At 73.6% G+C, this 26,466-nt stretch carries 19 protein-coding genes; 4 read left to right on the top strand and 15 right to left on the bottom strand.

What is annotated here, in order from left to right:
• Nucleotides 1-8: 8 nt before the first annotated feature.
• From JO379_RS20850 to JO379_RS20825, 6 genes are all read right to left on the bottom strand, one after another.
• Complete coding sequence (locus tag JO379_RS20850; protein ID WP_209516337.1) at nt 9-575, bottom strand: hypothetical protein; 567 nt, start codon at nt 573-575, stop codon at nt 9-11.
• Nucleotides 572-2,170: an AbeC-like domain-containing protein gene (locus JO379_RS20845; RefSeq protein WP_130879476.1), complete on the bottom strand. Its 1,599-nt coding sequence runs from the start codon at nt 2,168-2,170 to the stop codon at nt 572-574. The genes JO379_RS20850 and JO379_RS20845 overlap by 4 nt, the downstream gene beginning before the upstream one ends.
• Before the next feature lie 314 nt (nt 2,171-2,484).
• A complete protein-coding gene (locus JO379_RS20840) occupies nt 2,485-3,474 on the bottom strand; it encodes a malate dehydrogenase (protein WP_130879475.1) in 990 nt (329 codons plus the stop codon).
• A gap of 356 nt (nt 3,475-3,830) precedes the next feature.
• The gene (locus JO379_RS20835) at nt 3,831-4,889 is read right to left on the bottom strand and encodes a helix-turn-helix domain-containing protein (RefSeq protein WP_130879474.1); all 1,059 of its coding nucleotides are present in this window, start codon (nt 4,887-4,889) and stop codon (nt 3,831-3,833) included.
• 466 nt (nt 4,890-5,355) lie between these two features.
• Entirely contained in the window at nt 5,356-5,889 is a 534-nt protein-coding gene (locus JO379_RS20830; protein ID WP_130879473.1) for a DUF3017 domain-containing protein, read from the bottom strand.
• A 271-nt stretch (nt 5,890-6,160) separates the two neighbouring features.
• Complete coding sequence (locus tag JO379_RS20825; protein WP_130879472.1) at nt 6,161-7,048, bottom strand: bifunctional methylenetetrahydrofolate dehydrogenase/methenyltetrahydrofolate cyclohydrolase; 888 nt, start codon at nt 7,046-7,048, stop codon at nt 6,161-6,163.
• Between the two features lie 249 nt (nt 7,049-7,297).
• On the opposite strand from JO379_RS20825, the gene JO379_RS20820 reads away from it, so the two are divergent.
• Nucleotides 7,298-7,924 (top strand): hypothetical protein, encoded by a 627-nt coding sequence (locus JO379_RS20820; RefSeq protein WP_130879471.1) that lies wholly within the window; start codon nt 7,298-7,300, stop codon nt 7,922-7,924.
• 176 nt (nt 7,925-8,100) lie between these two features.
• Here JO379_RS20820 and purH read toward each other — a convergent pair whose 3' ends face one another.
• Both purH and purN read right to left on the bottom strand, forming a co-directional pair.
• The gene (purH, locus tag JO379_RS20815; protein ID WP_130879470.1) at nt 8,101-9,678 is read right to left on the bottom strand and encodes a bifunctional phosphoribosylaminoimidazolecarboxamide formyltransferase/IMP cyclohydrolase; all 1,578 of its coding nucleotides are present in this window, start codon (nt 9,676-9,678) and stop codon (nt 8,101-8,103) included.
• Complete coding sequence (gene purN / locus JO379_RS20810) at nt 9,675-10,331, bottom strand: phosphoribosylglycinamide formyltransferase (protein WP_130879469.1); 657 nt, start codon at nt 10,329-10,331, stop codon at nt 9,675-9,677. Before purN ends, purH begins: the two co-directional genes overlap by 4 nt.
• A gap of 608 nt (nt 10,332-10,939) precedes the next feature.
• On the opposite strand from purN, the gene JO379_RS20805 reads away from it, so the two are divergent.
• Complete coding sequence (locus JO379_RS20805; RefSeq protein WP_209516334.1) at nt 10,940-11,701, top strand: hypothetical protein; 762 nt, start codon at nt 10,940-10,942, stop codon at nt 11,699-11,701.
• 728 nt (nt 11,702-12,429) lie between these two features.
• Here JO379_RS20805 and JO379_RS33370 read toward each other — a convergent pair.
• The 6 genes from JO379_RS33370 to JO379_RS20775 form a co-directional block, all read right to left on the bottom strand.
• The gene (locus JO379_RS33370; protein WP_443742801.1) at nt 12,430-14,961 is read right to left on the bottom strand and encodes a cell division protein PerM; all 2,532 of its coding nucleotides are present in this window, start codon (nt 14,959-14,961) and stop codon (nt 12,430-12,432) included.
• Nucleotides 14,962-15,167: 206 nt separating this feature from the next.
• Nucleotides 15,168-16,052 (bottom strand): succinate--CoA ligase subunit alpha, encoded by an 885-nt coding sequence (gene sucD / locus JO379_RS20795; RefSeq protein WP_130879468.1) that lies wholly within the window; start codon nt 16,050-16,052, stop codon nt 15,168-15,170.
• 20 nt (nt 16,053-16,072) lie between these two features.
• Complete coding sequence (sucC, locus tag JO379_RS20790; protein WP_130880256.1) at nt 16,073-17,251, bottom strand: ADP-forming succinate--CoA ligase subunit beta; 1,179 nt, start codon at nt 17,249-17,251, stop codon at nt 16,073-16,075.
• A gap of 280 nt (nt 17,252-17,531) precedes the next feature.
• Complete coding sequence (locus JO379_RS20785; protein WP_209516331.1) at nt 17,532-18,857, bottom strand: VWA domain-containing protein; 1,326 nt, start codon at nt 18,855-18,857, stop codon at nt 17,532-17,534.
• The gene (locus tag JO379_RS20780) at nt 18,854-21,439 is read right to left on the bottom strand and encodes a DUF5682 family protein (RefSeq protein ID WP_245381505.1); all 2,586 of its coding nucleotides are present in this window, start codon (nt 21,437-21,439) and stop codon (nt 18,854-18,856) included. The genes JO379_RS20785 and JO379_RS20780 overlap by 4 nt, the downstream gene beginning before the upstream one ends.
• A complete protein-coding gene (locus tag JO379_RS20775; RefSeq protein WP_372449099.1) occupies nt 21,436-22,530 on the bottom strand; it encodes an ATP-binding protein in 1,095 nt (364 codons plus the stop codon). The genes JO379_RS20780 and JO379_RS20775 overlap by 4 nt, the downstream gene beginning before the upstream one ends.
• Nucleotides 22,531-22,663: 133 nt before the next feature.
• Between JO379_RS20775 and JO379_RS20770 the strand changes: the two genes are divergently transcribed.
• Together JO379_RS20770 and JO379_RS20765 are read left to right on the top strand one after the other, a co-directional pair.
• A complete protein-coding gene (locus JO379_RS20770; protein ID WP_209516328.1) occupies nt 22,664-24,043 on the top strand; it encodes an SWIM zinc finger family protein in 1,380 nt (459 codons plus the stop codon).
• Between the two features lie 73 nt (nt 24,044-24,116).
• Complete coding sequence (locus JO379_RS20765) at nt 24,117-25,709, top strand: DUF5691 domain-containing protein (RefSeq protein WP_209516325.1); 1,593 nt, start codon at nt 24,117-24,119, stop codon at nt 25,707-25,709.
• Between the two features lie 66 nt (nt 25,710-25,775).
• Here the strand turns inward: JO379_RS20765 and icmB are convergent, their stop codons facing one another.
• A complete protein-coding gene (icmB, locus tag JO379_RS20760) occupies nt 25,776-26,183 on the bottom strand; it encodes a coenzyme B12-dependent isobutyryl CoA mutase small subunit (protein ID WP_130879464.1) in 408 nt (135 codons plus the stop codon).
• Between the last annotated feature and the right edge of the window lie 283 nt (nt 26,184-26,466).

Below are 26,466 nucleotides of genomic sequence, written 5' to 3'. Positions count from 1 at the left end.
CCGCCCCCTCACCCGAGCAGCCCGCTGATCGCCTGGACGACGGCTATGGCCGACGCCAGTCCCCCGGCGGTCGTGGCCCCGCCGGTCAGCAGCGCCCGCAGCCGCACCAGCCGCCCGCGCTCGGCCCGGCCGGTCCGCACCACCTCCTCCTCCAGCTCCGCCAACTGCCCGTCACAGCGGTCGAGCCCGTCACCCTCCGCCCGCGCGAGCAGCGGCAACTGCTGCCGCAGCATCCGCACGGCCGCCAGCAATTCAGGGGACGCGGACAGCAACTCCCGGGAGGCGTACACCGCTTCGGCATCGGTGCCCGTGGCGACGGCGCCGCCCGCCATCTCCCCGACGGCCACCCCGCCGTCCTCCGGCACCGACTGCGGTACGGCCACGGGACCGGTCTCCCGCTCGGCGCCCTGCCCGACGCGCTCCGACCGGTCCTCGGCACGGGAGCCGTGACCGGTGGTGATGGCACCGCCGGTGAACCGCCCCACGGCCACCCCGCCGACCTTCCCGCGCCCCTCGCGCCCCTCGCGTCCCTCGCGCTCGCGCTGTTCGCGCTGATCGCGCTGTTCGTCCGTCATTGGCCGACGCCTCCCGCCACGTGCTTGGCCTGCGCGCCACTGCCCGTGGCCACCGCACCGCCGCTCATCGAGCCGATGAAGACACCGCCCTCGCTGATCTGCACGATCTGCTGCTCGAACTGATCCGTCTCATATCCCTTGGAACGCAGCGCGTCCCGCACACCGCTCGCGATCCGGTCCTGGACCGTCTTCACGTAACGGCTGATGTCCATCTCCTGGAACAGCGAGACGGTGCGCACCCCGGCCAGCTCCCGCACCGACCCCGCCGGACCGTCCGGCACCGCGCGCCGCGGATCCGCCAGCCAGGTCCGGAAGAGGGTGATGCCCGTACGGACCGCCGAGACGGCCGCGGCGAACCCGGCGGCGGGACCGGTCAGCAGCGCCCGCGCGCCGTCGCGCAGGATGTCCTCCTCGCCGCGCGCCGCGATCACATCGACCGCGCGGAACTCCGGCCGGATCGGCGTCAGGACGTGCGGCACCACTTCCAGCACCAGCATCCCGCCCTGCGTGTGCACCCTGACCAGCACGGACACCACGATCTGCTCGTCCCACGCACCGACGCGCACCCGCAGGAAATGCCGCCGCGCCTCGCCGCCCTCGTCGACGGATTCACGCAGATGCGCCCGCACGGTCGGCTCGTCGTAGCGCACGGCGGGCCGCTGCGGGCCGACGGGCAGATAGACGAACTCCTCGATCTCCAGGTCCTTGAGCCGGTCGCGGCTGGTCTCGGCGGCCGAGTCGCGCAGCGCCTCCAGCCGGGGCCGGATCAGCTCCACGACGGTGCGGCCGGTGAACGGCTCGTCGTCGGACTTGGCGAGCCCCGAGCGCTTGAGCTCCAGGGCGAACGACCACGGCTCGTACGGCTGGCCCATGCCGATGAAGGGCCGGAAGGGGTCGTAGATGGTCAGCCCCGCGTACTGCTCGCGGTCGATGGAGACCCCGATCCGCCGATAGCGGCCGGCCGGCACGGCCCGGGGCCGGTGGTGGAAGGCCTCACGGCCCAGCTCCATCCGCATGACGGCCGCGACCCGCGAGCGGTGCAGCCACACCGGCAGGACCAGCAGCAGCGGGAAGAGCACGGCCACCCAGTCGTTGCCGCCCTGGAAGAGCGCTACGACGGCGAGCAGCCAATAACCGATCATGAGCACGGGCGGGGCGACGGGCAGCAGCCTCTTCAGACCGCCGCTGCCCTTGAGGGCCTGGCGGAGGGTCGACTTGTCGACGACGTACACCGCCGTCCCGCGCCCGGCGGCGGCCCGCGCGGACCAGGCGCCCAGGCAGACCACGGCGTACATGAACGCCCACACCCCCGGCACCCCCAGCACCCCGCCGGTGCCGGTGGACAGGTCGACGGCGAAGAAGGCGACCCACAGAGCGAGCAGAAGGAGCGCGGTCAGCACCTCCTGCCCGCGGGCTCTTAAGGCGTGGGCGAGCACCGGCACGACGTCGATGCCGAGCGACGGTGCGATGGGTCTTTCCTCGTGTTCCACCAGCTCTTCGATGACGCGGCGGCGGAAGTCCGCGTCGAGATAGACACCCGCGCACAGCAGCCGTGTGGCCTCCGTGCGGGAGTCATGTGGACCGGACTGGGTCATGCGTCCCCCGATCGTCGAACTCACCTGCGAAGGTGCAGGAGTTGACGGATTTTCGGAGAATCCAGAATAAGCCAGAAGGCCCGCCATCGACCCCCTGCCGGAGGCAAATGACGGGCCGAAAAGCACCCCGTACGGACGTACGTCAGTACGCCCGTACGAAAAGCGGGTTGATCAGATCAGGCGCGGCTCAGATGAGACCGAGACCGCGGACAGCGTCGCGCACTATGCCCGACGCTCCTCTCGCACCGCTCGGCCCCGGAGGGCCTCACGGGCTTCGAGAGAGCTGCGCCGGCCTCCGGCCGACGGAGTCGGCGTCAGATGAGGCCGAGACCGCGGACCGCGTCGCGCTCCTCCGCGAGCTCCTGCACCGAGGCGTCGATGCGGGCGCGGGAGAAGGCGTTGATGTCCAGGCCCTGGACGATCTCGTACTTGCCGTCCTTGCAGGTGACCGGGAAGGAGGAGATGAGACCCTCGGGCACGCCGTAGGAGCCGTCCGAGGGGATACCCATGGAGGTCCAGTCGCCGGCGGCGGTGCCGTTGACCCAGGTGTGGACGTGGTCGATGGCGGCGTTGGCGGCGGAGGCGGCCGAGGACGCGCCACGGGCCTCGATGATCGCGGCACCGCGCTTGGCGACGGTCGGGATGAAGGTCTCGCCCAGCCACTGCTCGTCGTTCACGACCTCGGCGGCGTTCTTGCCCGCGACCTCGGCGTGGAAGATGTCCGGGTACTGGGTGGCGGAGTGGTTGCCCCAGATCGTCAGCTTCTTGATCTCGGAGACCGGGACACCGGTCTTCTTCGAGAGCTGCGAGAGCGCGCGGTTGTGGTCCAGGCGGGTCATCGCGGTGAAGCGCTCGGCCGGTACGTCCGGGGCGGCGGCCTGCGCGATGAGCGCGTTGGTGTTGGCCGGGTTGCCGACGACGAGGACCTTGATGTCGTCCGCGGCGTGGTCGTTGATGGCCTTGCCCTGGGGCTTGAAGATGCCGCCGTTGGCCTCGAGCAGGTCGCCGCGCTCCATGCCCTTGGTGCGGGGGCGGGCGCCGACGAGGAGGGCCACGTTCGCACCGTCGAAGCCGACGTTCGGGTCGTCGGTGATCTCGATGCCCTGGAGGAGCGGGAAGGCGCAGTCGTCGAGCTCCATGGCGGTGCCCTCGGCGGCCTTGAGGCCCTGCGGGATCTCCAGCAGCCGCAGCTTGACCGGCACGTCCGCGCCGAGGAGGTGACCGGAGGCGATGCGGAAGAGCAGCGCGTAGCCGATCTGACCGGCCGCGCCGGTAACGGTGACATTGACGGGAGTGCGGGTCATGGCGGTCTCCTGCTGCGAACTGGGGTTGGGTGTCCCTGCCCATTTGTGGGGATCTCTCTCGGTGTCAAGAGACCCGGCGTCAGGCTATCCGACCGCGCCCCCCGTGAACCGCCGACCCTGTGTGGGACGCCTCACGAGTGCGTAATCCGGCGGATCTTTCGGTTAGGGGCCGTCCCGCGGGCCGCGGGTGCCGCCGGTGCCGCCTGCGGCGGCAAGCGCCCTGCGGGCGCGTCCTCAAACGCCGGACGGGCTGGAATCGGCTGAGCTCAGCCACATCAAGCCCGTCCGGCGTTTGAGGACACCACCGCGCAGCGGAGGTGCACCCACCACAACCCCCGAGGGGCAAGGTCGGCGTCCTAGCCGGCAGCGGACGCCGACCGCGGGACGGTGCACCCCTTGCGCCCCGTCGTCAGCGTCGCGCAGGCCGAGGCCCGCTCGGGGCCGGCGACCGTGACCATGCGGGTGTAGCCGTCGGCGTCCCGGTCGACCCGGCCGTCCTCCGAACGGGCCGCCACCCCACCGCCGGCCGCCGCGCTGACCCGCAGCGTGTCACCGGGGACGGCCTTGGTGATGCGGGCCCAGGCCGCGCCGCAGACCTTGCTGTAGCGGACCTCCAGATAGGAGGTCCCTATGGTCGCGGAGCCGGCCGTGGTGGCATGACGGCCGCCGCAGCCCATGGTCTCCGGGTCCTTGCCCGCGCAGTCCGCTCCCGAGCACTTCACCCCGGCGGGCAGCCCGACGACGCTGCCGCTCGGCGACGTGCCCGGCCCGGCCTGCCGGCCCGTGTCGTCGTCGTCCATACCGAAGAGCAGCAGCGCGGCGGCGACGACGAGCAGGGCGCCGAGGACACCGGTCAGGAACAGGGCGACATGGGCGCGCGGCCGCCGGTCGTCCGGGATGGCGGCCGAGCGCACGTCGGGCGACTGCCCGGCCCTCGCCGGAGGCAGCGCCGCGGCGGATCGTATCTGCTCCGGCCTGCCCTGCCGCGGCCCTATGTGCGGTTCTATCTGCGGGCCTATCGGGTCCGCGTGGTAACCGCCGGGCTCGCGGGGCACCGGGCTCGCGGCCGGCGGGCCGAACTCGCCCAGCGCGGCACGGGCCTGGGCGACCCGCATCCCGTCGAGGGTCGCGTCGTGCCGCAGCTCCGCACGGCTCCAGGAGCGCTCGGCCAGCTCCCACATCGTGCTCAGGTGGCCGACGTCGGTGCCCGTCGCCTCGGCCAGCGCCTCGGCCGCCGCGCGCGGCGGCAGCAGCCGCCCGTTCAGATAGCGCTCCCACGACGACTTGCTGTAGCCCGTGCGGTCCGCGACGGCGGCGACGCTCAGACCGCTGCGTTCGACGAGTCTGCGCAGCTGCTCGGCGAACTCGCGCACCTGCGGGTCGAGTTCCTCCGGTAGCGCCTTCCAGCGAGGCATTGCCCTCCCCTGTCCCCCGGTGTCTACGGTGAACCTTGCCCTGCCCTTCCGGTTACTTTTCCGTGCCCTTTCCTACCCCTTACGCGCCCACTCCACAGCTTCGGTGCTGACTGCCCACAGGGATGCCACGACTCGGCATATCAGTTCCCAACGCCGGGGCGCACGGGAGTATTTGCGGTTGATCACATGCGTCACGCGCACGGGCGCACGCCCCCTTGACGTCGCCGGAACACTCCGCCCCGGCGTGCGCCGCACTGCGCTTTCGTCACATCCCGCGGACATCCGGTACGCGATGGGGACCTCGTACCGAAACGGTCACCTCCGCGCCACAGAGCGCCATCGGACCTTGATCGGGACCGGCACGGTCATGATCCTCAAAAAAGGCGACGGCCGGTCCTCCCACGGGGGTGGAGGACCGGCCGTCGCCTTGCGCGCGTCTGCGGCTGTGCCTGCGTCTATGTCTGCGTCAGCGCACGGTGAAGTGCAGGATGTCGTCCAGGAACGGGATCTTCAGCCACGCCTTCGGCTGCGCCATCAGGGCGAGCAGCACGATGGACACGCCCAGGCCGCCGTACGTGAACATGTCGGTGAACCGCGACCGTACGGCCAGCATGCCCACGGACGGCAGCGCCCAGCGCAGGGCGGCGCCGCCGATCATCGCCAGGCCGATCAGGAGCGTGCCGACCCGGAACGCGTCGAACGCGACGAGCAGCAGCCCCAGTCCCGTCGCGCCCAGCACGGCGAGCAGCGGCCACTGCCGCGCCGGGGCGGGCGCGTCCCCGGGCGCGGCCCGGCCGCCGCCCTCGGGACGCGCGGTGTCCCGCGTGACCGCCTGGAAACGACGCGACTTCCCGGGCCCCGAGCCGTGGCCTTCGGCGGCCTCGGAGGACTTGCCCGACCCGGGTCGCCCACCGGGCCCGGTGCGCGTCGCGGCGACGGCACGGCCCGAAGCGGCGGCCTCTCCGGTCGCGGGACGCTTGGCGGACCCGGCGCCGTTCACGGCCCCGGCACCGTTCGCGGACGCAGCACCGTTGGCGGCCCCGGCGCCCTCTCCTGCCTCGGACCGCTTGCCGGGCTCCGGACGACGCTCGGGCCCGGACCGCTGCCCGTCCTCGGACCGCGCCCCGGACTCGGGGCGCCGTCCGGATCCGGAACCGTTCGCGGACTCAGGGCCGGGACGTGCCCCGCCCGCAGGGCGCGACCGCTTCCCGGAAGCCGAAGGCCCGGGGTGGTCACCCTCGGAACCACGTGCCGACCCGGAGGGTCCCCGCTCAGGACTCATCGGCGCTTCCGGCCGCGCGACCGGCGGCCTCGGCCGCCTCCGCGGCCTCCACCACGTTCACCAGCAGCTGCGCCCGCGTCATCGGGCCCACGCCGCCCGGGTTCGGGGAGATCCAGGCCGCGACCTCGGCCACGCCCGGGTGGACGTCACCGACGATCTTCCCGTGCTCGTCCCGGCTGACGCCGACGTCCAGGACTGCTGCGCCCGGCTTCACATCCTCCGGCTTGACCAGGTGCGGCACGCCCGCCGCGGCGACGATGATGTCGGCCTGGCGGAGCTGCGCGGACAGGTCACGGGTGCCGGTGTGGCAGAGGGTGACCGTGGCGTTCTCGGACTTGCGGGTCAGCAGCAGGCCGATCGAGCGGCCGACGGTGACACCGCGGCCGACGACCACGACGTGCGCGCCGTTGATCTCGACGCCGTGGTGGCGCAGCAGCTGGATGATGCCGTACGGGGTGCAGGGCAGCGGGCCCTTCTCGTTGAGCACGAGCCGGCCCAGGCTCATCGGGTGCAGCCCGTCCGCGTCCTTGGCCGGGTCCATGAGCTCCAGCACCCGGTTGGTGTCGATGCCCTTGGGGAGGGGGAGCTGGACGATGTAGCCCGTGCACTCGGGGTTGTCGTTCAGCTCGCGGACGACCGCCTCGATCTCCTCCTGCGTGGCGGTGTCGGGCAGCTCGCGCTGGATCGACCCGATGCCGACCTGCGCGCAGTCGCGGTGCTTGCCGGCCACGTACCACTTGCTGCCGGGGTCGTCGCCGACGAGGAGGGTGCCCAGGCCGGGCGTGACACCCCTGGCCTTCAGCGCCTCCACGCGGACGGTGAGTTCGGACTTGATCGCGGCGGCGGTGGCCTTGCCATCGAGAATCTGGGCGGTCATGGGTTCATCCTCCAGGATGGGGCGGCCCTCGTTCCAATCCGGGCGGGGCCCGCCCCGGTGATGTTCACGGTGGTTTTCACTGACCGTGGTCCTTGTACAACGCATACGGGTATCGGCTGGACAAATGTCAAGAGCCCAACAACGATGATCCGGCAGTGCCGCGGGCTGTGACGGGGGGCGGACCGCTCTGCAATCTCTCCTCCTGATGTCCGCGCCGTCCCCGCACGACTACGGAGGAACTCCCTCACCATGAGCTTCGGCGACCAGAACAACCCGTACGGGCAGCAGCCCCCGCAGGGCCAGCCCGGCTACGGCTACCCGCAGCAGGCCCCTCAGGGCATCCCGGGCCAGCCCGGCCAGCCGTACGCCCCCTTCCCGCAGGATCAGGGCGGCGGGTACAACGGCGCGCCCTACGGCCAGCCGTTCGCGATGCCCGGCCTCACCAAGGCCGCCCGCGTCCTGATGTACGTCATCGCCGGCGTCCACGTCGTGCTCGCGGGCCTCTTCGCCACCGCGATCGCCGCGATCGACGACGCGGTCGAGAAGGAAGGCTCGGGGGGCACCGTCCGCACCGCGAACGGCGAGGAGGTGGACGTGGACACGGTCATCGACGCCGGAAAGGGCGTCATCGCCTTCTTCGTCCTGCTGGCCGCCGTCTTCGCGATCATCGGCATCATCCTCGCCGCACGCTACGGCAAGGGCCGCAACGGCGTCCGCGTCGGCTCGATCGTCTACTCCTCGTTCGGCATCATCAGCGGTCTGATCACCTCGGTGATGTACGGGCTCGGCCTGGTGACCCTGGTCGCGTCGATCCTGGTGATCGTCTTCGCGGCCAAGCGCGCGTCGTCCGAGTGGTTCCAGCGTCCTCGCTACTGAGCGCCGCGGACCGCCGGAGCCGGAGGCCGCACCCCGCACGGGGTGCGGCCTCCGGTCGTATCGGCGGCTCTGCAAGCCGTGGCGCGATTGAGGACGCGCCCGCAGGGCGCCCGCCGACGCAGGCGGCAAGACGAACCACCGGAGGCCGTGGCGGCACACGCGAACCGCCGGAGGCCCTAGTGGAAGAAGTGGCGGGTACCGGTGAAGTACATCGTCACGCCCGCCGCCTTCGCGGCCTCCACGACCTGCTCGTCACGGACCGAACCGCCCGGCTGGACCACGGCCTTGATGCCGGCGGCGGTCAGCACCTCCAGCCCGTCCGGGAAGGGGAAGAAGGCGTCCGAGGCCGCGTACGCGCCCTGGGCGCGCTCCTCGCCCGCCCGCTGGACGGCCAGCTTCGCGGAGTCGACGCGGTTGACCTGGCCCATGCCGACGCCGACGGTCGCGCCGCCCTTGGCCAGCAGGATCGCGTTGGACTTCACCGCGCGGCAGGCGCGCCAGGCGAAGGCCAGCTCGGCGAGCCCGTCGGCGGACAGCGCCTCGCCCGTGGCGAGCGTCCAGTTGGCCGGGTCGTCGCCCTCGGCCTGGAGCCGGTCCTTGACCTGGACCAGGATGCCGCCCTCGACGGGGCGGGTCTCGCCGAGCGCCGCGGGGGCGTCGGCGCAGCGCAGCACGCGGATGTTCTTCTTGCGGGCGAGCACCTCGACGGCGCCGTCCTCGTAGGCCGGGGCGACGATGACCTCGGTGAAGATCTCGGCGACCTGCTCGGCCATGGCGACCGACACGGGGCTGTTGACGGCGATGACGCCGCCGAACGCGGACAGCGGGTCGCACTCGTGGGCCTTGCGGTGGGCCTCGGCGACGTCCGAACCGATGGCGATGCCGCACGGGTTGGCGTGCTTGATGATCGCGACGCAGGGGTCGGTGTGGTCGTACGCCGCCCGGCGCGCGGCCTCGGTGTCGACGTAGTTGTTGTAGGACATCTCCTTGCCGTGCAGCTGCTCCGCGTACGCGAGGCCCTTGCCCGTGCCGTCGGTGTAGAGCGCGGCGGGCTGGTGCGGGTTCTCGCCGTAGCGCAGGACCTGCTTGCGGGCGTAGGTGACGGCGGTGAAGTCCGGCCAGGGGCCCTCGTCGGCCGCGTAGTCGTCGGCGAACCAGTTCGCCACGGCCACGTCGTAGGCGGCCGTGTGCTGGAACGCCTCGGCGGCGAGCCGCTTGCGCTGCGTGAGGTCGAAGCCCCCGTCGGAGGCGGCCTTCAGCACATCGGCGTAGCGGTCGGGATTGACGACCACGGCGACGGAGGGGTGGTTCTTGGCGGCGGCGCGGACCATCGACGGGCCGCCGATGTCGATCTGCTCGACGCACTCGTCGGGGGCGGCGCCCGAGGCGACGGTCTCCCGGAACGGGTAGAGGTTGACGATCACCAGCTCGAAGGGCGCGATGTCCAGCTCGGCGAGCTGCTCACGGTGCGAGTCGAGCCGCTGGTCGGCGAGGATGCCGGCGTGCACGCGCGGGTGCAGGGTCTTGACCCGCCCGTCCAGGCACTCGGGGAAGCCCGTCAGCTCCTCGACCTTGGTGACCGGGACCCCGGCCGCCGCGATCCGGCCGGCCGTCGAGCCGGTCGAGACGAGCTGGACGCCCGCCGCGTGCAGCCCGCGGGCCAGCTCCTCCAGCCCCGTCTTGTCGTAGACGCTGACCAGCGCGCGCCGGATGGGCCGCTTCGTACCTTCGGCGGTCGTACCTTCGACGGTCACGGGATTCTTACCTTTCGTCCCTCTATGCGGTAGCCGTTACGGGCCAGGCGCCCCACGACATCGACGAGCAGCTCTCGCTCGACTTCCTTGATCCGCTCATGCAGCGCGGATTCGTCGTCCTCGTCCCGGACCTCGACCACGCCCTGGGCGATGATCGGTCCGGTGTCGACGCCGTCGTCGACGAAGTGGACGGTGCAGCCGGTGACCTTCGCGCCGTAGGCGAGCGCGTCGCGCACGCCGTGGGCGCCGGGAAAGCTCGGCAGCAGGGCCGGGTGGGTGTTGACCACGCGGCCCTCGAAGCGGGCGAGGAACTCCTTGCCCACGATCTTCATGAAACCGGCGGAGACGACGAGATCGGGCTCGTACGCCGCCGTCGCCTCGGTCAGCGCGCGGTCCCACGCGTCCCGCGTCGGGTGGTCCTTCACCCGGCAGACGAACGTGGGCAGCCCGGCGCGCTCGGCCCGCTCCAGCCCGGCGATGCCGTCCCGGTCGGCACCCACGGCCACCACCTCGGCGCCGTAGCCGGCCGGATCGGCGGCGATCGCGTCGAGCAGGGCCTGCAGATTCGTCCCCGAACCGGAGACGAGCACGACGAGACGGGCGGGTGCGGGGTGCCGCCGGGAGCCGGGAGACGCGGGAGGTGGGGAGGCCACAACGGGGCCCTTTCTCGCGGGTGATGCGGTTTGTATGGTCGTACGAGATGGAGGGGTCCCCGAATACGGGGGACTCTACGAAGCCGCCGACCGCCAGCAACGATACCGGCACTCCGAACGGCCCCCACGGGACGGGGGCGCGCGCGGAAGGTAGCGTCTGGAAGCAGCGCACGAAGTGATGTGCGGAGGCGATGTACGGATTCGGCACCACGCGGTCACCACGCGGTAAGGGCGTGCGGCCGCGACGCGCCGGGGCGACGCGCGGAATCCGGGCGCGGAATCCGGGCACGCCGCCGTACGTTCGATGTGCGGGAGTCGCGGGACCTGCGGTGTGCGGGGCTCGCGGAGCCCGCGGGGTCCGCCGGGACGTCGGCGGACGCCGAGGGATCCGACACATCCGACACCGCCGACGCAGAAGCCGACACGCCGACCGGCGCGACGGACGGCGACCGACCTCAAGCCGACCGACGCCGACACCGCCCGACACAAGGGGAAGACACACTCCACATGCCGGACCGACGCCGCCACGCGGCTCACCGCCTCTCGCTGCCCACCGCGTCACCCGCGTCCGCCGCGTCCATCGGAGGGCAGTGATGAGGAACGCCCGCATGTCGCACGAGCGCGATGCACAGCCGCCGTCCTCGCCGTCGCCGTCCGACGAGCAGCGGGACAACCCTTTCGCCGCGCCGCCGGAAGGCCGGCCGGACCGGCCGTGGCAGCCGCGGCGCGGGCCCGAGGGGGACTCCTCCGGGTCCGGGGAAGGATCCGGGTCCGGGGAAGGACCCGAGGAGGGCCGTGAGGACGGCCGTGAGGGTCAGGAGCCGCCCCCGGCCTGGGGCAGCGAGTGGAGCAGCCGCCAGCCGGGCCGCCAGGGCGGCGGCTTCGGCGGCGGCAAGGGCCAGGGCGGCCCGAACCCCTCCGGCGGCCCGGGCGGGGGCGGGCTCCGCTGGGACCCCACCGACCCGGCCCAGCGGCGGGCCCGCTACGCCCTGCTCGCCGGCATGTGGGGCTTCTTCTTCGCCCTGTTCAGCATCCCCCAGGTGGCCCTGCTCCTCGGCGCCCTCTCCCTCTACTGGGGCATCAGCGCCCTCCGCGCCAAGCCCAAGCCCCAGCGCACGGACCCGGACATCCCGCCCCCGCCGAACGGCGGCCCCACCGCGACCGCCTCCCGCCCGCAGACGACGGCGGCCGTGAGCGGCCTGGTCACGGGCGGCCTCGCACTGGCCATCGTGGCGGCGACGTTCACCTTCCAGTTCGTCTACAGCGACTACTACACCTGCGTCGACGACGCCCTCACTCAAACCTCCCGCCAGGCCTGCGAGAACCACCTCCCGAAGCAGTTGCGTCCGCTCCTGGGCGAGAAGGACTGACCGCCGCCGGCCCGGCGGGGCCGGGCGGGGCCGGGTCGGCCCGACCCGGCTTTCGGGCTGCCGCCGCGGTCCCGGCCGGAGCCGGGCGCAACCAGGCGCCGCGCCGGGCGCGGAGGCGAGCTCGGCGCGCGGGCCGCGCCGCGGGCTGCCCCGGAGGAGCCGGGCGGGTCGGCCCAGGGGCCCGGCCTTCGGGCTGCCGCCGCGTCGGCTGGAGCCGGGGCGTAGCCCGGCGCCGCGCCGGCGCGGAGGCGAGCTCGGCAGGGCATCGGCTCGCGCCGCCGCGTCGACTGCCCGGCTGGTGCCGGGGCGTAACGCGCCGCCGTGCCGGGCCGGAGGCACACTCGGCAGGGCGCCCACTCGCGTGGACGCGTCGGCTGCGGACAACGGCCACACCTGCCTGGACAGGCGGCTGCGGCGGGAGCCGGGCCGTAGCGGAGAGAGCCGGCCCGGCTGGGCGAGCCCGCGGCGCAGCCGCTTCGGCTACGGCCAACCAGCCGCCGACGCCCCGGCCGGAGCCCTGCCCCGAGCGGGGACAGGGCAGGGGCGACCGCGCGAGGCCAGGCCCGGGAGCCCGGCGTTCGGGCTGCTACCGATCCCTGCCCTGGGCGGCCACGGGACACCGGCCGTGCGAGGCCAGGGCGGGAGCCGGGCCGTGGTGTGGGCCGCGCCGGAGAGAGCCGGCCCGCCGGGCCGGTTGCGCCACCCGTGCCGCTCGCCGCAGGCGAACGTCACAGGCCGTCGGTCGGCTTCGTCAGGTCGCGGGGTTCGAAGTCGGGGACGAGGCCGCCGCCGGTGTCCTTGAGGGCGGCCCAGCGGCGTTGCCGGGCGCGGGTGTCGTGCCAGTCCGGGGTGCCCGGGTGCGTGGGGGAGAACGTCGGGGTGGGCGGCGCCGCGTGGCGGGGCCCGCGCTTCTTGCGGTCCCCCCGCCCCTTGCCGCCCTCCTCCTTGGTCTCGCGGTCTCCCCCGCCCCTGCGGTCCGCCCGGCTCCTGCGCCCGGCTCGGACCTCACGGCCCACGCGCTCGGCCGGATCCGCCCGGCCCGCCCGGACCTTGGCGTCCCCGGCGGCGGCGTCCTTGCCGCCTTCCCGCGTCTCGGGGCCCTTGCCGTTCCGGCGGCCGGTCCTGGCATCGCGGCCGAAGCGCTCGGCCAGACTGCCCCGAGGCGCCCGAGCCCTGTCGCCGTCCTTGGGAGACTTCCCTTCGGCCGCGTCCTTGCCGCCGTTCGCGCTGTCCTCGCCGCCCGCCGTCGTCTCCCCCTCCGTACGGACCCGCCGACGCTCACGGTCGGCCTGCTCACCGCGCTTGCGCTCCTTGCGGCTCGGGCGGCCCTTCCCCGGCAGCATGCCGGGCCACCACGACCGTTCGGCCGCCACCTGCTGCTCCGGTTCGCCTTCCGGTTCCGATCCGGGCCCGGCGGCGCGGGCCGGGCGTACCGGCAACGCCGCCACCAAGGCCTTCGGCTCCGCCGGCTTCGGTGGCGTACCCACCGCGGGGACCACAGGCGCCGCGTCCTCCCGGGCCGGCCTCACGCCCGGCAGGGCCAGCGCGGGCAGCCCGGGGCCGACGACAGGGGTGACGACGGGCTTGGCCTTCTTGCCGTCGCCGTCGACGTCGTCGCCGCCGCCGCCGGCAGGCTGCGCACCGAAGCCCAGCCAGCCCGCCGCACCCCGGACGAGCGCCCCTCCCGTCCACCACCGGGGCTTCGTCTCCGGGGCGGTCTCCTTGCCGGTCGCCGGCACGGGCCGGTCGGTGGTCGCCGGAACGGGCCGGTCGGCGGCCGGGGGGCGTGGCGGCCGGAGCCGCTGCGCCACCGCACCCCGCCGGAGCCAGCGCAGCACCAACGCCCCCGGGACGCCGATCAAGAAGGTCCAGGCCAGTGCCGCCCCGCCGGAGAGCCACCACGGCGGGCCGAAGGTCGCGAGCGTGGCCGCGCCGAGGGCGCCGGAGGCGGCGAAGGCCAGGGCGGCCGTCACCGCCGCGCAGACGACGGCGGCGAGGGCGGCGATCGCGGCCACCTCCCGCACGCCCACCACGGCGGGGGGCCGTGGGACGGTGAAGCGGGCGACCGCCGCGCCCGTCGCGACCGATAGCAACGCCGCCACCACCAGCATCAGCGGCCCCGCGTCCCCCGGCGACGGAACGGCCACGAGCAGCGGGAAGCTCGGCAGTGCGGGGTAGGCGACCGCCCCCAGCGGAGCGACCACGCTGCCCGCGCCGACCGTGAAGCCGGGTCCCAGCCCGTAGGCCGCCGCCCAGACGACCGCGTTCGGCAGCAGCGCCGCGCACAGCAGCAGCACCGCCACCCGCCCCGACCAGTCCTCGGTCAGATGGACCAACGCTTCCTGGGCCTCCGCCGCGTGCCACGCGAGCGAACCCGCCAGCAGCAGCGCGGCACCGCCGAACAGCACGGCCGTCGCGGCCGTTCCCGCCCGTACCGCCGCGACCGTCCGGCGACGGGTGAACCACCGGCGCAACCGCGCGGGCAGCACGTTCACCACCCGGCGCACGGGCCCCGACCGGGGCCAGCCGGGGCAGCCCGCAGCCGTCCACACACCCGCCGCGACGGTCACCACCGCGAACACCGGCAGATGCAGCAGCGCGCTCCAGGGCGCGACCCGCACGGTCCCCGAGGAGGCGAAGAGCACGGCACACGCGCCCACCAGCAGATAGCCGCCGGCCATGGCCAGGATCGCCGTGCGCGGTGTGAGCCCGGCGGACGGGCCCGGCCCGTCAGAGGCCTCCGAAGCATCCGAAGCATCAGAGGTGTCCGAGGCGTCCGAGGCGTCCGAGGCGTCCGAGGCGTCCGAGGCGTCCGGCGAGCCCGAGGCCCCGGGCTCGTCCACGAGCTCCGTCACGTCCGGCACCCCCGGCACCGTCGCCGCCCGCGCCTCGTCGTCCCCGCACGGGAGGTCCAGCGCGTGCCGCGCCGTTCGGTAGAGCAGCCAGCACGGCAGGGCCGTGAGCAGCAGCGGCGTCAGGCCGAGCGGCGCGGGCGCCCCGGAGAGCGTCTCGGTCCGTACGAGATCGGCGCCGTGCGCCAGCAGCCACAGGTCGGCGGCGATGCGCAGCGCCGCCGCGGGTCCGCCGTCGGGGTACGGCGACGAGATCCACAGCGCCAGGACGCCCACGGCGAACGCCCCGAGGCCCAGGCCCGCGGCGATCATCCCGTCGAAGAAGGCGGTGCCCACGACGGGCGGAACGCTTGCCGCGGGCCGGCCGCGCGTCGGCGACGACGTGCTGCGATCGGCATGTTGGGTCACGGTGCCATGCTGCCAACAACAGGGCTTTCGTCCTGGTAGCAGGCAAATAGCCGTCGTGTCGCCCAAGATACGCTTATGCACCTTTTCGAGCGGAAGAGCCGAAAAGTCGCTGTCTCTACGCCGTCAGCACACCGTCAGCGGCAGGGAAAACAGGCGTGGGCCCGCACCCCAAGGGGTGCGGGCCCACGGCCGGGGATCCGTGAGGATCAGGCGCTGAGCGCGGCGCGCGCGAGGCGAGCCGTCTCGGACGGGGTCTTGCCGACCTTCACGCCCGCGGCCTCGAGGGCCTCCTTCTTCGCCTGCGCGGTGCCGGACGAACCGGACACGATCGCGCCGGCGTGGCCCATCGTCTTGCCCTCGGGCGCGGTGAAACCGGCCACGTAGCCGACGACCGGCTTGGTGACGTTGGCCTTGATGAAGTCCGCGGCCCGCTCCTCCGCGTCGCCACCGATCTCGCCGATCATGACGATCAGGTCGGTGTCGGGGTCGGCCTCGAACGCGGCGAGCGCGTCGATGTGCGTGGTGCCGATGACCGGGTCGCCACCGATGCCGACGGCCGAGGAGAAGCCGATGTCACGGAGCTCGTACATCATCTGGTAGGTCAGCGTGCCGGACTTGGACACGAGACCGATGCGGCCGGGCTTGGTGATGTCGCCCGGGATGATGCCGGCGTTGGACTGGCCCGGGGTGATCAGACCGGGGCAGTTCGGGCCGATGATCCGGGTCTTGTTGCCCTTGGCCTTCGCGTACGCCCAGAAGGCGGCGGAGTCGTGGACCGCGATGCCCTCGGTGATCACGACGGCCAGCGGGATCTCGGCGTCGATCGCCTCGACGACGGCGGCCTTCGCGAAGGCCGGCGGCACGAAGAGCACCGACACGTCGGCACCGGTCTTCTCCATCGCCTCGGCGACGGAGCCGAAGACGGGCACCTGGGTGCCGTCGAAGTCGACACTCGTGCCGGCCTTGCGCGGGTTGACGCCACCGACGATGTTGGTGCCGTCGGCCAGCATGAGCTTGGTGTGCTTCATGCCCGTGGCGCCGGTCATCCCCTGGACGATGACCTTGCTGTCCTTGGTGAGGAAGATAGCCATGGTTGTGGAGTCCTCGTCCTTTACTTAGCCGCAGCCAGCTCGGCGGCCTTGTCGGCCGCGCCGTCCATGGTGTCCACGCGCTGCACCAGCGGGTGGTTGGCGTCGGAAAGGATCTTGCGACCCAGCTCCGCGTTGTTGCCGTCGAGGCGCACGACCAGCGGCTTGGTGACGGCCTCGCCCTTGGCCTTGAGCAGCTCCAGCGCCTGGACGATGCCCTTGGCGACCTCGTCGCACGCGGTGATGCCACCGAAGACGTTGACGAAGACGGACTTGACGTCCGGGTCGCCGAGGATGATCTCCAGGCCGTTCGCCATCACCTCGGCGGAGGCGCCGCCACCGATGTCGAGGAAGTTGGCGGGCTTGACGTTGTCGTGCTTCTCACCGGCGTACGCGACGACGTCGAGGGTGCTCATGACGAGACCCGCGCCGTTGCCGATGATGCCGACCTGGCCGTCGAGCTTGACGTAGTTCAGGCCCTTGGCCTTGGCGGCCGCCTCGAGGGGGTTGGCCGCGGCCTTGTCCTCGAGCGCCTCGTGCTCCGGCTGGCGGAAGTCGGCGTTCTCGTCGAGCGAGACCTTGCCGTCGAGGGCCAGGATGTCGCCGTTGGCGACCTTGGCCAGCGGGTTGACCTCGACGAGGAGCGCGTCCTCGGCGACGAAGGTCTTCCACAGGGTCACCATGACCTCGGCGACCTTCTCGGCAACCTCGGCCGGGAACTTCGCCTGGGCGACGATCTCGCGGGCCTTCTCGATGGTGACACCGGTGTTGGAGTCGACCGGGACCTTCGCGAGGGCCTCGGGGGTCTTCTCCGCGACCTCCTCGATGTCCATGCCGCCCTGCACCGAGGCCATGGCCAGGAAGGTGCGGTTGGTGCGGTCGAGGAGGTACGAGACGTAGTACTCCTCGAGGATCTCGGGAGCGGTCTCGGCGATCATCACCTTGTGGACCGTGTGGCCCTTGATGTCCATGCCGAGGATGTCCGTCGCGCGAGCGACGGCCTCGTCCGGGGTGGCAGCCAGCTTCACGCCGCCGGCCTTGCCGCGGCCGCCGACCTTCACCTGCGCCTTGACGACCGAACGGCCGCCCAGCTTCTCGGTGGCCTCGCGCGCCGCCTCAGGCGTGTCGATGACTTCACCGGCCAGCACCGGTACACCGTGCTTGGCGAAGAGGTCCCTCGCCTGGTACTCGAACAGGTCCACGCGCGTCAGTCCCTTTTCCATGGATATCGCGGTTCGTTGTCTGCGCGGGCGTGCCGCAGGCAGCGTGAGGACGCGATCTTTGACGAGGGCGGCACACGTTCACCGTTGACGCGGCATGTCCGTCTCGCAGGTTATCCCCGAGGGAGGGAGGTCCCTAAATCGCAGGTCACACTCGGGCCGTGATTACGCTCACAGATCGCGACAGCGCCCGTACTCATATGGGTATACAGGGGTCCGCCCGGCGGGGCCGCGTACCGCCCGCCGACACCGCGCGTCCTCGTCAGCCCGCCGCCCCCGATCCGCCGTGCGGGGCAAAGGATTCGGGCACGGGCAGGGGCCTCTTCTCCAGGGCCGCCGCCATGACCTCCGGGAAGAGATCGGGCGTACAGGCGAAGGCGGGCGCCCCGAGGGCGGCCAGCGCCGCCGCGTGATCACGGTCATAGGCGGGGGCGCCCTCGTCGGACAGCGCGAGCAGCGTGACGAACCGGACGCCCGACGCCTTCATGGCCGCGACCCGCTTGAGCATCTCGTTCCGGATGCCGCCCTCGTAGAGATCACTGATGAGGACGACGACGGTCTCGGCCGGCCGGGTGATCCGCGACTGGCAGTAGGCGAGCGCACGGTTGATGTCCGTGCCACCGCCGAGCTGGGTGCCGAACAGCACGTCCACGGGATCGGACAGCTGGTCGGTGAGGTCCACGACAGCGGTGTCGAAGACGACCAGACGGGTGTCGAGGGACCGCATCGAGGCGAGGACGGCGCCGAAGACCGAGGCGTAGACGACGGAGGCGGCCATCGACCCGGACTGGTCGATACAGAGGATCACCTCCTTCTTCACCGACTGCGCCGCCCGGCCGTAGCCGACCAGGCGCTCCGGCACGACGGTGCCGTACTCGGGCAGATAGTTCTTGAGGTTGGCCCGGATGGTGCGGTCCCAGTCGATGTCCCGGTGGCGGGGGCGGCTGATGCGCGCCGAGCGGTCGAGGGCGCCGGCCAGCGTGGCCCGGGTGCGGGCCGTGAGGCGCTTCTCCAGGTCCTCGACGACCTTGCGGACGACGGCCCGCGCCGTTTCCTTCGTGGTCTCGGGCATCACCTTGTTGAGGGACAGGAGCGTCCCCACCAGGTGGACGTCCGCCTCGACGGCTTCAAGCATCTCCGGCTCCAGCAGCAGGGCGGACAAACCCAGCCGGTCGATGGCGTCCCGCTGCATCACCTGAACGACGGACGTCGGGAAATACGTCCGGATGTCCCCCAGCCACCGTGCGATCTGCGGTGCCGACCCGCCGAGCCCGGCCGCGCGCCGGCCGCCGCCGGGGCCCCCGCCCGCGCCCTGGCCGGAGCCGGGTCCGGAGCCGGGACCCGAGCCGTAGAGGGCCTCCAAGGTGCGGTCCATGGCGGCGTCGGTGCCCCCGAGCGCGCACCCGGTGCCGTCACCGCCGCCCTCCCCGCCGAGCACGAGCCGCCATCGCCGCAAGCGCTCGGCGGCGGGGTCCGTGCTCTGGCTCTCCTGGGCCGCGTGGCTCGCGCCGGGCACCCCGGCCGTCCCGTTCGCCGGTGTCGCCGTCGTCGCTGCTGTCGCCGTTGTCGCCGTTGTCGCGGTCGTCATTGCCCAGCTCCCCCTGCCCGCGCCATGGCGGGCGTCAACGCGTCGATGTCCCTGCCCGTCACGGCGCCCGTGTCCCCTCCTGTCTCCAGCCCCAGCAGCAGACGCATCGTCGGCAGCACGGCCGCCGCCCGCTCGGGGTCGAGGTCCGGGCCGAAGCCGGGGGCGCCACGCGCACCCCGGGCCGCCGTGCCGTCGGCCGCGCCGCCCCTGCGGACGAGCTCACCCAGCGTGCGGCGCACACTCGCGTCGTACGCGGAGAAGGTGCGGCGCAGCAGGGGCAGGACGTCCGTGAACGCCTCGGCCGGCACCCGGACGAGCCAGTCGTCGACGAGGGCGAGCAGGCGCTCGTCATGGATCAGCAGCATGCCGCCGGAACCGCCGCTGCCGACGAATCCCTCGATCCAGGCCGCCGCCTCCGCCGGCTCGGTGCCGACCGACAGGGCGAGGCCCATGAGCCTGGCCGCCCGGTCCTCGGCGAGCCGCCCGTCGTCCAGCAGGAGCCGCGCGGCCCGCCCCCGGATCACCCCGGGCAGCCCCTCCCGCTCGGCGAGCACCCCGAGCACACCGGCCCAGCGCCCCCGTAGCCCGGAGGGGTCGGGCCCGGTGGGGCCGTTCGGGGCGATGGGGTCGTCGGTGGGGCCGGGCTCGTCGGTAGGGGCCTGCTCGTCGGTGGGGGCGGCCGGGGCCGTTTCCGTTTCCGTTTCCGTTTCCGTTTCCGTTTCCGTTTCCGCCAGAAGGGCCACGGATCGGTGCACAGCGTCCAGATGCCCCCGCATCTCCTCCGCCGCGTCCGTGTCGAGCCCGGCGCAGGCCGCCGGGAGGCCGACGAAGACGCGCTCCGCGAGGCCCGTGGCCACATCGCCGAGGGCGGCGGTGCCGGTACGGCGGACATCGCCGTAGCGCACGGAGCGGACCAGCGCGGGCAGGGCCTGCGCCAGGTGCGCCACGTCGGCGTCGAGGGCGGCGCGGTCGGCGAGAACGCGCATCACGACGGGGAGGGCGTCGGGCAGGTCGGCCAGCAGGCAGCGCTCGGCGAGGGTGGTGACCTCGGCGAGGGCCGAGGACCCGACGGCCTCGGACTCGGCCTTGGCCGTGGCCGCGCCGATCACGGTCGTGCCCCACACACCCGCCTCGGCGAGCCGGACGGACAGCTCCGGCTCCCAGCGGAGCCGCCATGTCTCCCGGAAGGTGCCCAGCCCGCCGCGCGAACGCACCGGTTCGCCCCAGTCGATGCCGAGCAGCCGCAGCCTGTGCAGCAGCCGGCTGCGCGCGGCGTCGGTGTCCTTGCGCAGATCGAGCTCCCAGTCCCGCTCCTGGCCCTCGGGTTTGAGGCGCAAGGTGCGCTGGAGGCGGGAGAAATCGCGCTGGAGGGGGGTGGCCGGCGCCGATTCGGGGACCTCGCCGAGCACGTCGCCGACGACGAGCCGGTCCCGGACGAGCGCGAGCGGCACGTCGGAGCCGTCGCACATCACCGCGCGGACCGCGTCGGTGGTCTCGGTGAGTCCGGCCAGGGGGCGGCCCCGCATGGCGGCGAGGGTGCCGGCGAGCCGGACGGCCTCGATGACGTGCGCCGAGGAGACGGGGTGGTCCTCCTCGCGCAGCAGCCGGGCGACGGTGGTCATCCACCGCTCGACGGGCCGGTCCGGGGCGCGGAAGAGATGGCCGTACCAACCCGGTGAGGCGATGCCCGCCCCGTATCCGCTGTGGCGGGAGAGCCGATGGTTGGTCCACGGCACCCAGCTGAGCTGCGCCTTGACCTTCGGCAGCCCCTTGAGGGCCTGCCGGTCGGCCGTGACGGTCCGCTTCTCGGTGAGGGCCGGCACGTGCCAGGCCCCGCAGACGACGGCGATCCCGTCCCCGAACTCGCGTCGGGCTTCGCGCAGCTTGAGCCGCATGTGCGCCTCGCGCGCGGCGTCGCTGCCACCTCCGCACCCGCCGTCGCAGCCACTGCCGCCGTCGCCGTCGCATCCGCCGTCACATCCGCTGTCGCTGTCGCCGAAGGTGGCGCGCAGCTCGCCCATGGCCTCGGCGACGGCCTGGAAGGGCGCGAGCGCGTCGCCGCCTGTCGGGCCCCCGGTGCGGCGGTGCTCGACGGCGTCCTCCCACCACAGCTCCGCGTCGTCGTATCCGGCGGCCGCCGCGAGTGCGGCCAGCGGATCGAGGCGGGGTGCCGGGCAGGGGCCGGGGGGCCGGTCCGGGGAGCCCGGGGCGTCGTCGGCGGGCACCGGCGAAGGGCCGCCCCGGCCCGCACGGTTCAGCGCGAGCGAATGCGCGGCGGGCAGGTCGATGAAGCGGACCGGCACGTCATGGGCCAGGGCCCACCGGATGGCCACCCACTCCGGGGAGAAGTCGGCGAACGGCCAGAACGCGGCCCGTCCGGGGTCGTCCGTGGCGTGGGCGAGGAGCGCGACGGGCGGGCGCATTCCGGCATCGGCCGCCAGGTGCACGATCGCGTCCGCCTCGGGCGGCCCCTCGATGAGCACCGCGCTCGGCGCGCACTGCTCGAGCGCCGCCATCACGGCCCGCGCGGAGCCCGGGCCGTGATGGCGCACGCCCAGCAGCGCCGGGGCGGTCCCGCTCATACGGAGACCTCGCGGCACGCGCGGTAGAAGTCCTTCCAGCCGTCCCGCTCGCGGACGACCGCCTCCAGGTACTCCTGCCAGACGAGCCGGTCCGCCGCCGGGTCGCGGACGACCGCGCCGAGGATCCCGGCCGCCACGTCGCCCGCGCGCAGCACGCCGTCGCCGAAGTGCACGGCGAGCGCCAGGCCACCGGTCACGACGGAGATCACCTCGGCGGTGGAGAGCGTGCCCGAGGGCGACTTGAGCTTCGTACGCCCGTCGGTGGTGACGCCGTCGCGCAGCTCGCGGAAGACGGTGACGACGCGCCGGATCTCGTCGAGCCCCTCGGGGCCGGCGGGCAGGTCCAGCGACCGGCCGATCTGGTCGACGCGGCGGGCGACGATGTCGACCTCGGCATCGGCGGTGGCGGGCAGGGGCAGAACGACGGTGTTGAAGCGGCGGCGCAGCGCGCTGGAGAGTTCGTTGACGCCGCGGTCCCGGTCGTTGGCCGTGGCGATCAGATTGAATCCGCGCACGGCCTGCACCTCCTGGCCCAGCTCGGGGATCGGCAGGGTCTTCTCGGACAGGATGGTGATGAGCGTGTCCTGCACGTCGGCCGGGATCCGGGTCAGCTCCTCGACGCGCGCCGTCCTGCCCTCGGCCATGGCGCGCATGACGGGGCTGGGCACGAGCGCGTCCCGGCTGGGGCCGTGGGCGAGGAGCCGGGCGTAGTTCCACCCGTAGCGGATCGCCTCCTCCGGTGTGCCCGCCGTGCCTTGGACGAGGAGGGTGGAGTCGCCGCTGACGGCGGCGGCCAGGTGCTCGGACACCCAGGTCTTGGCGGTGCCGGGCACGCCGAGCAGGAGCAGCGCCCGGTCGGTGGCGAGCGTGGTGACGGCGACTTCGACGATGCGGCGCGGGCCGACGTACTTCGGTGTGATGACGGTGCCGTCGGGCAATGTGCCGCCGAGCAGATACGTGGCGACGGCCCACGGCGACATCCGCCAACGCTCGGGCCGGGGCCGGTCGTCGGCCGCCGCCAGGGCCCTCAGCTCCTCGGCGAAGGCGTCCTCCGCGTGCGGTCGCAGGGCTTCGGTCTCAATTCCGGGCACGGTCACAAGTCCCCCTCGTCGTGCGGCTCCGGGATACGTGAACCACCTTGCACCCACCCACTGACAATCGGCCTCGGCAGCGGGAATCCGCTGGTCAGAGCGATTGTCAGTGGGTGGGCCTAGCGTCGTCGACATGAATCCGCAGGGGGAACGCTGGACGGCGGAACAGGTGCTCGCGCTGGCTCCTGACGCCGCATCACGCAAGGCAGGCGCCAAGCTCGCGGCGCCCGGCCCGTGGTCGGCCGCGGGGGCGCGCACGACAGGGGACGCGGGCGCGGTCTGGGGGGAGTGCGCGGGCAGTGGGAGCAAGCCGTACCGGACGGTCGTGGATCTGTCCGGGCACGGCGGGGGGCCCGGCTTCCACTGCTCGTGCCCGAGCCGGAAGTTCCCGTGCAAGCACGCGTTGGGCCTGCTGTTGCTGTGGACGGAGGGCGAGGACGCCGTCCCCGCCTCGGGCGCCGAGCCGCCCGCCTGGGCCGGGGAGTGGCTGGAGCGGCGGCGGCAGCGCGCGGAGCGTGCCGCCGAGCCACCGACACCGGCCGACGGCCCGGCGGCCGTGGACACCGAGGCGGCCCGCCGCCGCTCGGAGCGCCGCGCGCAGCGGATCGCCGCGGGGGCCACGGAGTTGGAGCAGCGGCTCACCGACCTGCTGCGGGGCGGCCTCGCCGCCGCTGACGGCGGCTCGTACGGGCCGTGGGAGGAGACGGCGGCCCGCATGGTCGACGCGCAGGCCCCGGGGCTGGCCGCGCGGGTACGGGAGTTGGCGTCCGTGACCGGTTCCGGTGCCGACCGGGCGGCGCGGTTGCTGGAGGAGTGCGCCTTGCTGCACACCCTCAATCAGGGGTATCTGCACCTCGACCGGCTGCCCGAGGCGCTGGCCGCGACGGTGCGCACCCGGGTCGGCATCACCTCGGACGCGGCGGCCCTGCTGGCCTCCGCCGCCCCTGTCCGCGATCTCTGGCTCGTTCTGGCGCAACAGGACAGCGACGACGGCCGGTTGATCACCCGGAAGATCTGGCTCCACGGCCGGTCCACGGGCCGGACGGCCCTGCTCCTGTCCTACGGGGCGGGCGGACGGGCACCCGAGCTGTCCCTGCCCACCGGGCTCGCTCTGGACGCGGACATCGCCTACTACCCGGCCGCGCGGCCCTTGCGTGCCGTGCTGGGCACCCGCCATGCGGCGCCCGCGCCCAGTCCGGAGGCGCCGGCGGGCGGCGACGCCGCGGCGGCCCTCCGCGCCTACGGCGAGGCCCTGCGGGACGATCCGTGGCTGGAGGCATGGCCCGCGATCGTCTCGGCCGTGACCCCGGTTCCGGGCCCCGAGCAGGGCTGGCAGTTGGCCGACGCGCACGGCGGATCGGCGCTGCCCGTCGACCCCCGGTGCGGTGACCGCATGGGCCTGTGGCGGCTCGCTGCGATATCCGGCGGCTCCCCGGTGACGGTCTTCGGCGAATGCGGCCACCGGGGCTTCACCCCCCTGACCACCTGGGCACCGGAGCCGGTCGCGCTCTGACGACGCCCCACCCGACCGGACCACCCGGCGGTCGGCGACATTCCAGGCGACATTCCACAGGAAGGGCAAGCTCATGATCAGCACCTGGGACGAGCTCGTCACCGCGGCCCTGCTCGGCACCGAGCGGCGCACTCCGCCCACCCGGCCGCGCCCCGGCCAGGACGCCGCCGCGGCGCTGCTGGACGCCGCCGCGCTGCGTACGGTGCAGCGGCGCGCCGGGCTGTTGCCGGTCGCCGCCAGGGAGCTCCCCGAGGCCGCGCCCGAGGACCCACGGCCGTCGCTGCCGCCCGCCGCCCGGCGGCGCCTGGAGCTGCTGCTCGCCGACCGGGCCGGACCCGGCGGCGGTGCCGGGCGGCGGGGCTCCGCGCCCGACCTCCTGGAGTTGCTGCCGCAGTGGCTGGCCGCCGCCAACGGCCACGGGTACCGGGCGCCCGCCGCGCTGCTGCCCGCCCTGCTCGACGCGGCCCGGGCCCGCTCGGACCTGCGCCCGCAGGCGCTCGTGCTCGCCGGGCCCCGCGCGCTGTGGCTGGCCCGGCTCAACCCGCAGTGGAAGTACGCGCTGCGCGGCGGCCCGGCGCCCGCACCCGGCACCCGCCCCTCCGACGTGGGGGCGGTGCAACGGGTCTGGCAGGAGGGGCTGTTCTCCGAGCGGGTCGCCCTCCTGTCGTCCGTACGGCGCCACGATCCGGCCGGTGCACGGGAGCTGCTCGCCACGACATGGCCGAGGGAGCGGGCCGAGGACCGGTTGATGTTCCTGGACTCCCTGCGCGAGGAACTGTCCCTCGCCGACGAACCCTTCCTCGAACAGGCCCTGTCCGACCGCAGCCGCAATGTGCGGGCCACCGCCGCCGAGCTGCTGTCCGCCCTCCCCGGCTCCGCGCTCGCGGCACGGATGGCCGAGCGGGCCCGCTCCTGCGTCGGCCTCGACCGCACGGGGGCCGACGCGCCGCGCATCGCCGTCGAGGCTCCGCACGAGTGCGACGGCGGTATGCAGCGGGACGGCATCGTCGCCAAACCGCCGTCGGGGCGGGGCGAGCGGTCGTGGTGGCTGAGCCAGCTGGTGGAGGCGACACCGCTGGACACGTGGTGCGAGCGGTTCGGGGTCACCGGCGCGGCCGAGGCCGTGGCGCTGCCCGTCGCCGACGGCTGGCAGCCGGACCTGCACGCCGCGTGGTGCCGGGCGGCGGTCCGGCAGCGGGACGGGGAATGGTCGCGGGCGCTGCTCGGCCCGGCGACGTCACCGCCCGCCCCCGAGGGCTCCTCGTGGCGGGACCCCGCGAAGCTGCTGTCCGCGCTGCCCCCGGCGGAACGGGCGGAGTGGGTGGCGGAGTTCATCGCCACCCACGGGCTGTCGGAGGCGTTCCGGCTGCTCGGGGTCTGCGCGGTGCCATGGGCGGAGCCACTGGGAAGGGCGGTCGTCGACGCCCTCGACATCGCCCGGGACGCGGGCAGCTACCCCTGGAGCTTCAGCGGCGTGATGGGCCTGGCCGAGCGCTGCCTCGACCCGGCCGAGGCCGACCGTCTGGAGGTCCTCACCGCCCTCCCCGACGACCCCGAGGACGGCACGGGCGCCCCCGGCGCCGTCGGCTACTGGGCCGAGGCCTTCCAACGCCTCGTCGGCACGCTGCGACTGCGCGCCACGATGCGGGCGGAGCTCGCGGGGTAGCGGGCTTGAGCGCCCGCCCCCGCCGCGCGGGGCCGGGCACCCGTCAAAGCCGAACGGTCCGGATGATCAGACCGGCTGGCGGACGTTCGCGTTGACCCACTCGACGATCGACGTCGTGGTCGCGCCGGGGGTGAAGATCTCCGCGACCCCCTGTGCCTTGAGCGGAGCGATGTCCGCCTCCGGAATGATGCCGCCGCCGAAGACCTTGATGTCCTCCGCTTCACGCTCCCGCAGCAGCTCGATCACCTTCGCGAACAGCGTGTTGTGCGCGCCGGAGAGGATGGACAGGCCGATCGCGTCGGCGTCCTCCTGGATCGCGGTGTCGACGATCTGCTCGGGCGTCTGGTGCAGCCCGGTGTAGATGACCTCCATGCCGGCGTCGCGCAGCGCACGCGCGATGACCTTGGCGCCGCGATCGTGGCCGTCGAGCCCCGGCTTGGCCACCACTACGCGGATCGGACCGGTCACTCCCATCACTGCCTCCATCTACGACTGCCGTCACCGGCCGAGGTCCCGGGCCCGGAGGCCGGGGAAGTGAACGAACGTTATCGCCAGCATCCCGCAACCCGCCGTTTCACGGAGGAGAGCGAGGGGGAAATCACACGTGGGACATCACGTTCGACAGTTCGACACGTTCGCTACGCACCGCGCCCGCGTCTCCGCGTCCGGTGGGCCGTCCGGCCGCACGGGTCGCCGGGACCGCCGGGCGCGGTGGTCGCGACGGTAGCCGCGGTGCGGTCGCAGTGGTATCCGCCCC

Source organism: Streptomyces syringium (assembly GCF_017876625.1).
GTDB classification, from domain to species: domain Bacteria; phylum Actinomycetota; class Actinomycetes; order Streptomycetales; family Streptomycetaceae; genus Streptomyces; species Streptomyces syringius.
This window is presented reverse-complemented; position numbering and strand designations above follow the sequence as displayed.

Coding starts and splice junctions, on each gene's coding strand:
- JO379_RS20820 (WP_130879471.1), top strand. CDS start 7,298: ATGAGCTTCGGCGACCAGAACAACCCGTACGGGCAGCAGCCCCCGCAG.
- icmB (WP_130879464.1), bottom strand. CDS start 26,183: ATGGGAGTGACCGGTCCGATCCGCGTAGTGGTGGCCAAGCCGGGGCTC.
- JO379_RS20805 (WP_209516334.1), top strand. CDS start 10,940: ATGTCGCACGAGCGCGATGCACAGCCGCCGTCCTCGCCGTCGCCGTCC.
- JO379_RS20780 (WP_245381505.1), bottom strand. CDS start 21,439: ATGAGCGGGACCGCCCCGGCGCTGCTGGGCGTGCGCCATCACGGCCCG.
- JO379_RS20765 (WP_209516325.1), top strand. CDS start 24,117: ATGATCAGCACCTGGGACGAGCTCGTCACCGCGGCCCTGCTCGGCACC.
- sucD (WP_130879468.1), bottom strand. CDS start 16,052: ATGGCTATCTTCCTCACCAAGGACAGCAAGGTCATCGTCCAGGGGATG.
- JO379_RS20850 (WP_209516337.1), bottom strand. CDS start 575: ATGACGGACGAACAGCGCGATCAGCGCGAACAGCGCGAGCGCGAGGGA.
- JO379_RS20825 (WP_130879472.1), bottom strand. CDS start 7,048: ATGACCGCCCAGATTCTCGATGGCAAGGCCACCGCCGCCGCGATCAAG.
- JO379_RS20845 (WP_130879476.1), bottom strand. CDS start 2,170: ATGACCCAGTCCGGTCCACATGACTCCCGCACGGAGGCCACACGGCTG.
- JO379_RS20835 (WP_130879474.1), bottom strand. CDS start 4,889: ATGCCTCGCTGGAAGGCGCTACCGGAGGAACTCGACCCGCAGGTGCGC.
- JO379_RS20770 (WP_209516328.1), top strand. CDS start 22,664: ATGAATCCGCAGGGGGAACGCTGGACGGCGGAACAGGTGCTCGCGCTG.
- JO379_RS20785 (WP_209516331.1), bottom strand. CDS start 18,857: ATGACGACCGCGACAACGGCGACAACGGCGACAGCAGCGACGACGGCG.
- JO379_RS20840 (WP_130879475.1), bottom strand. CDS start 3,474: ATGACCCGCACTCCCGTCAATGTCACCGTTACCGGCGCGGCCGGTCAG.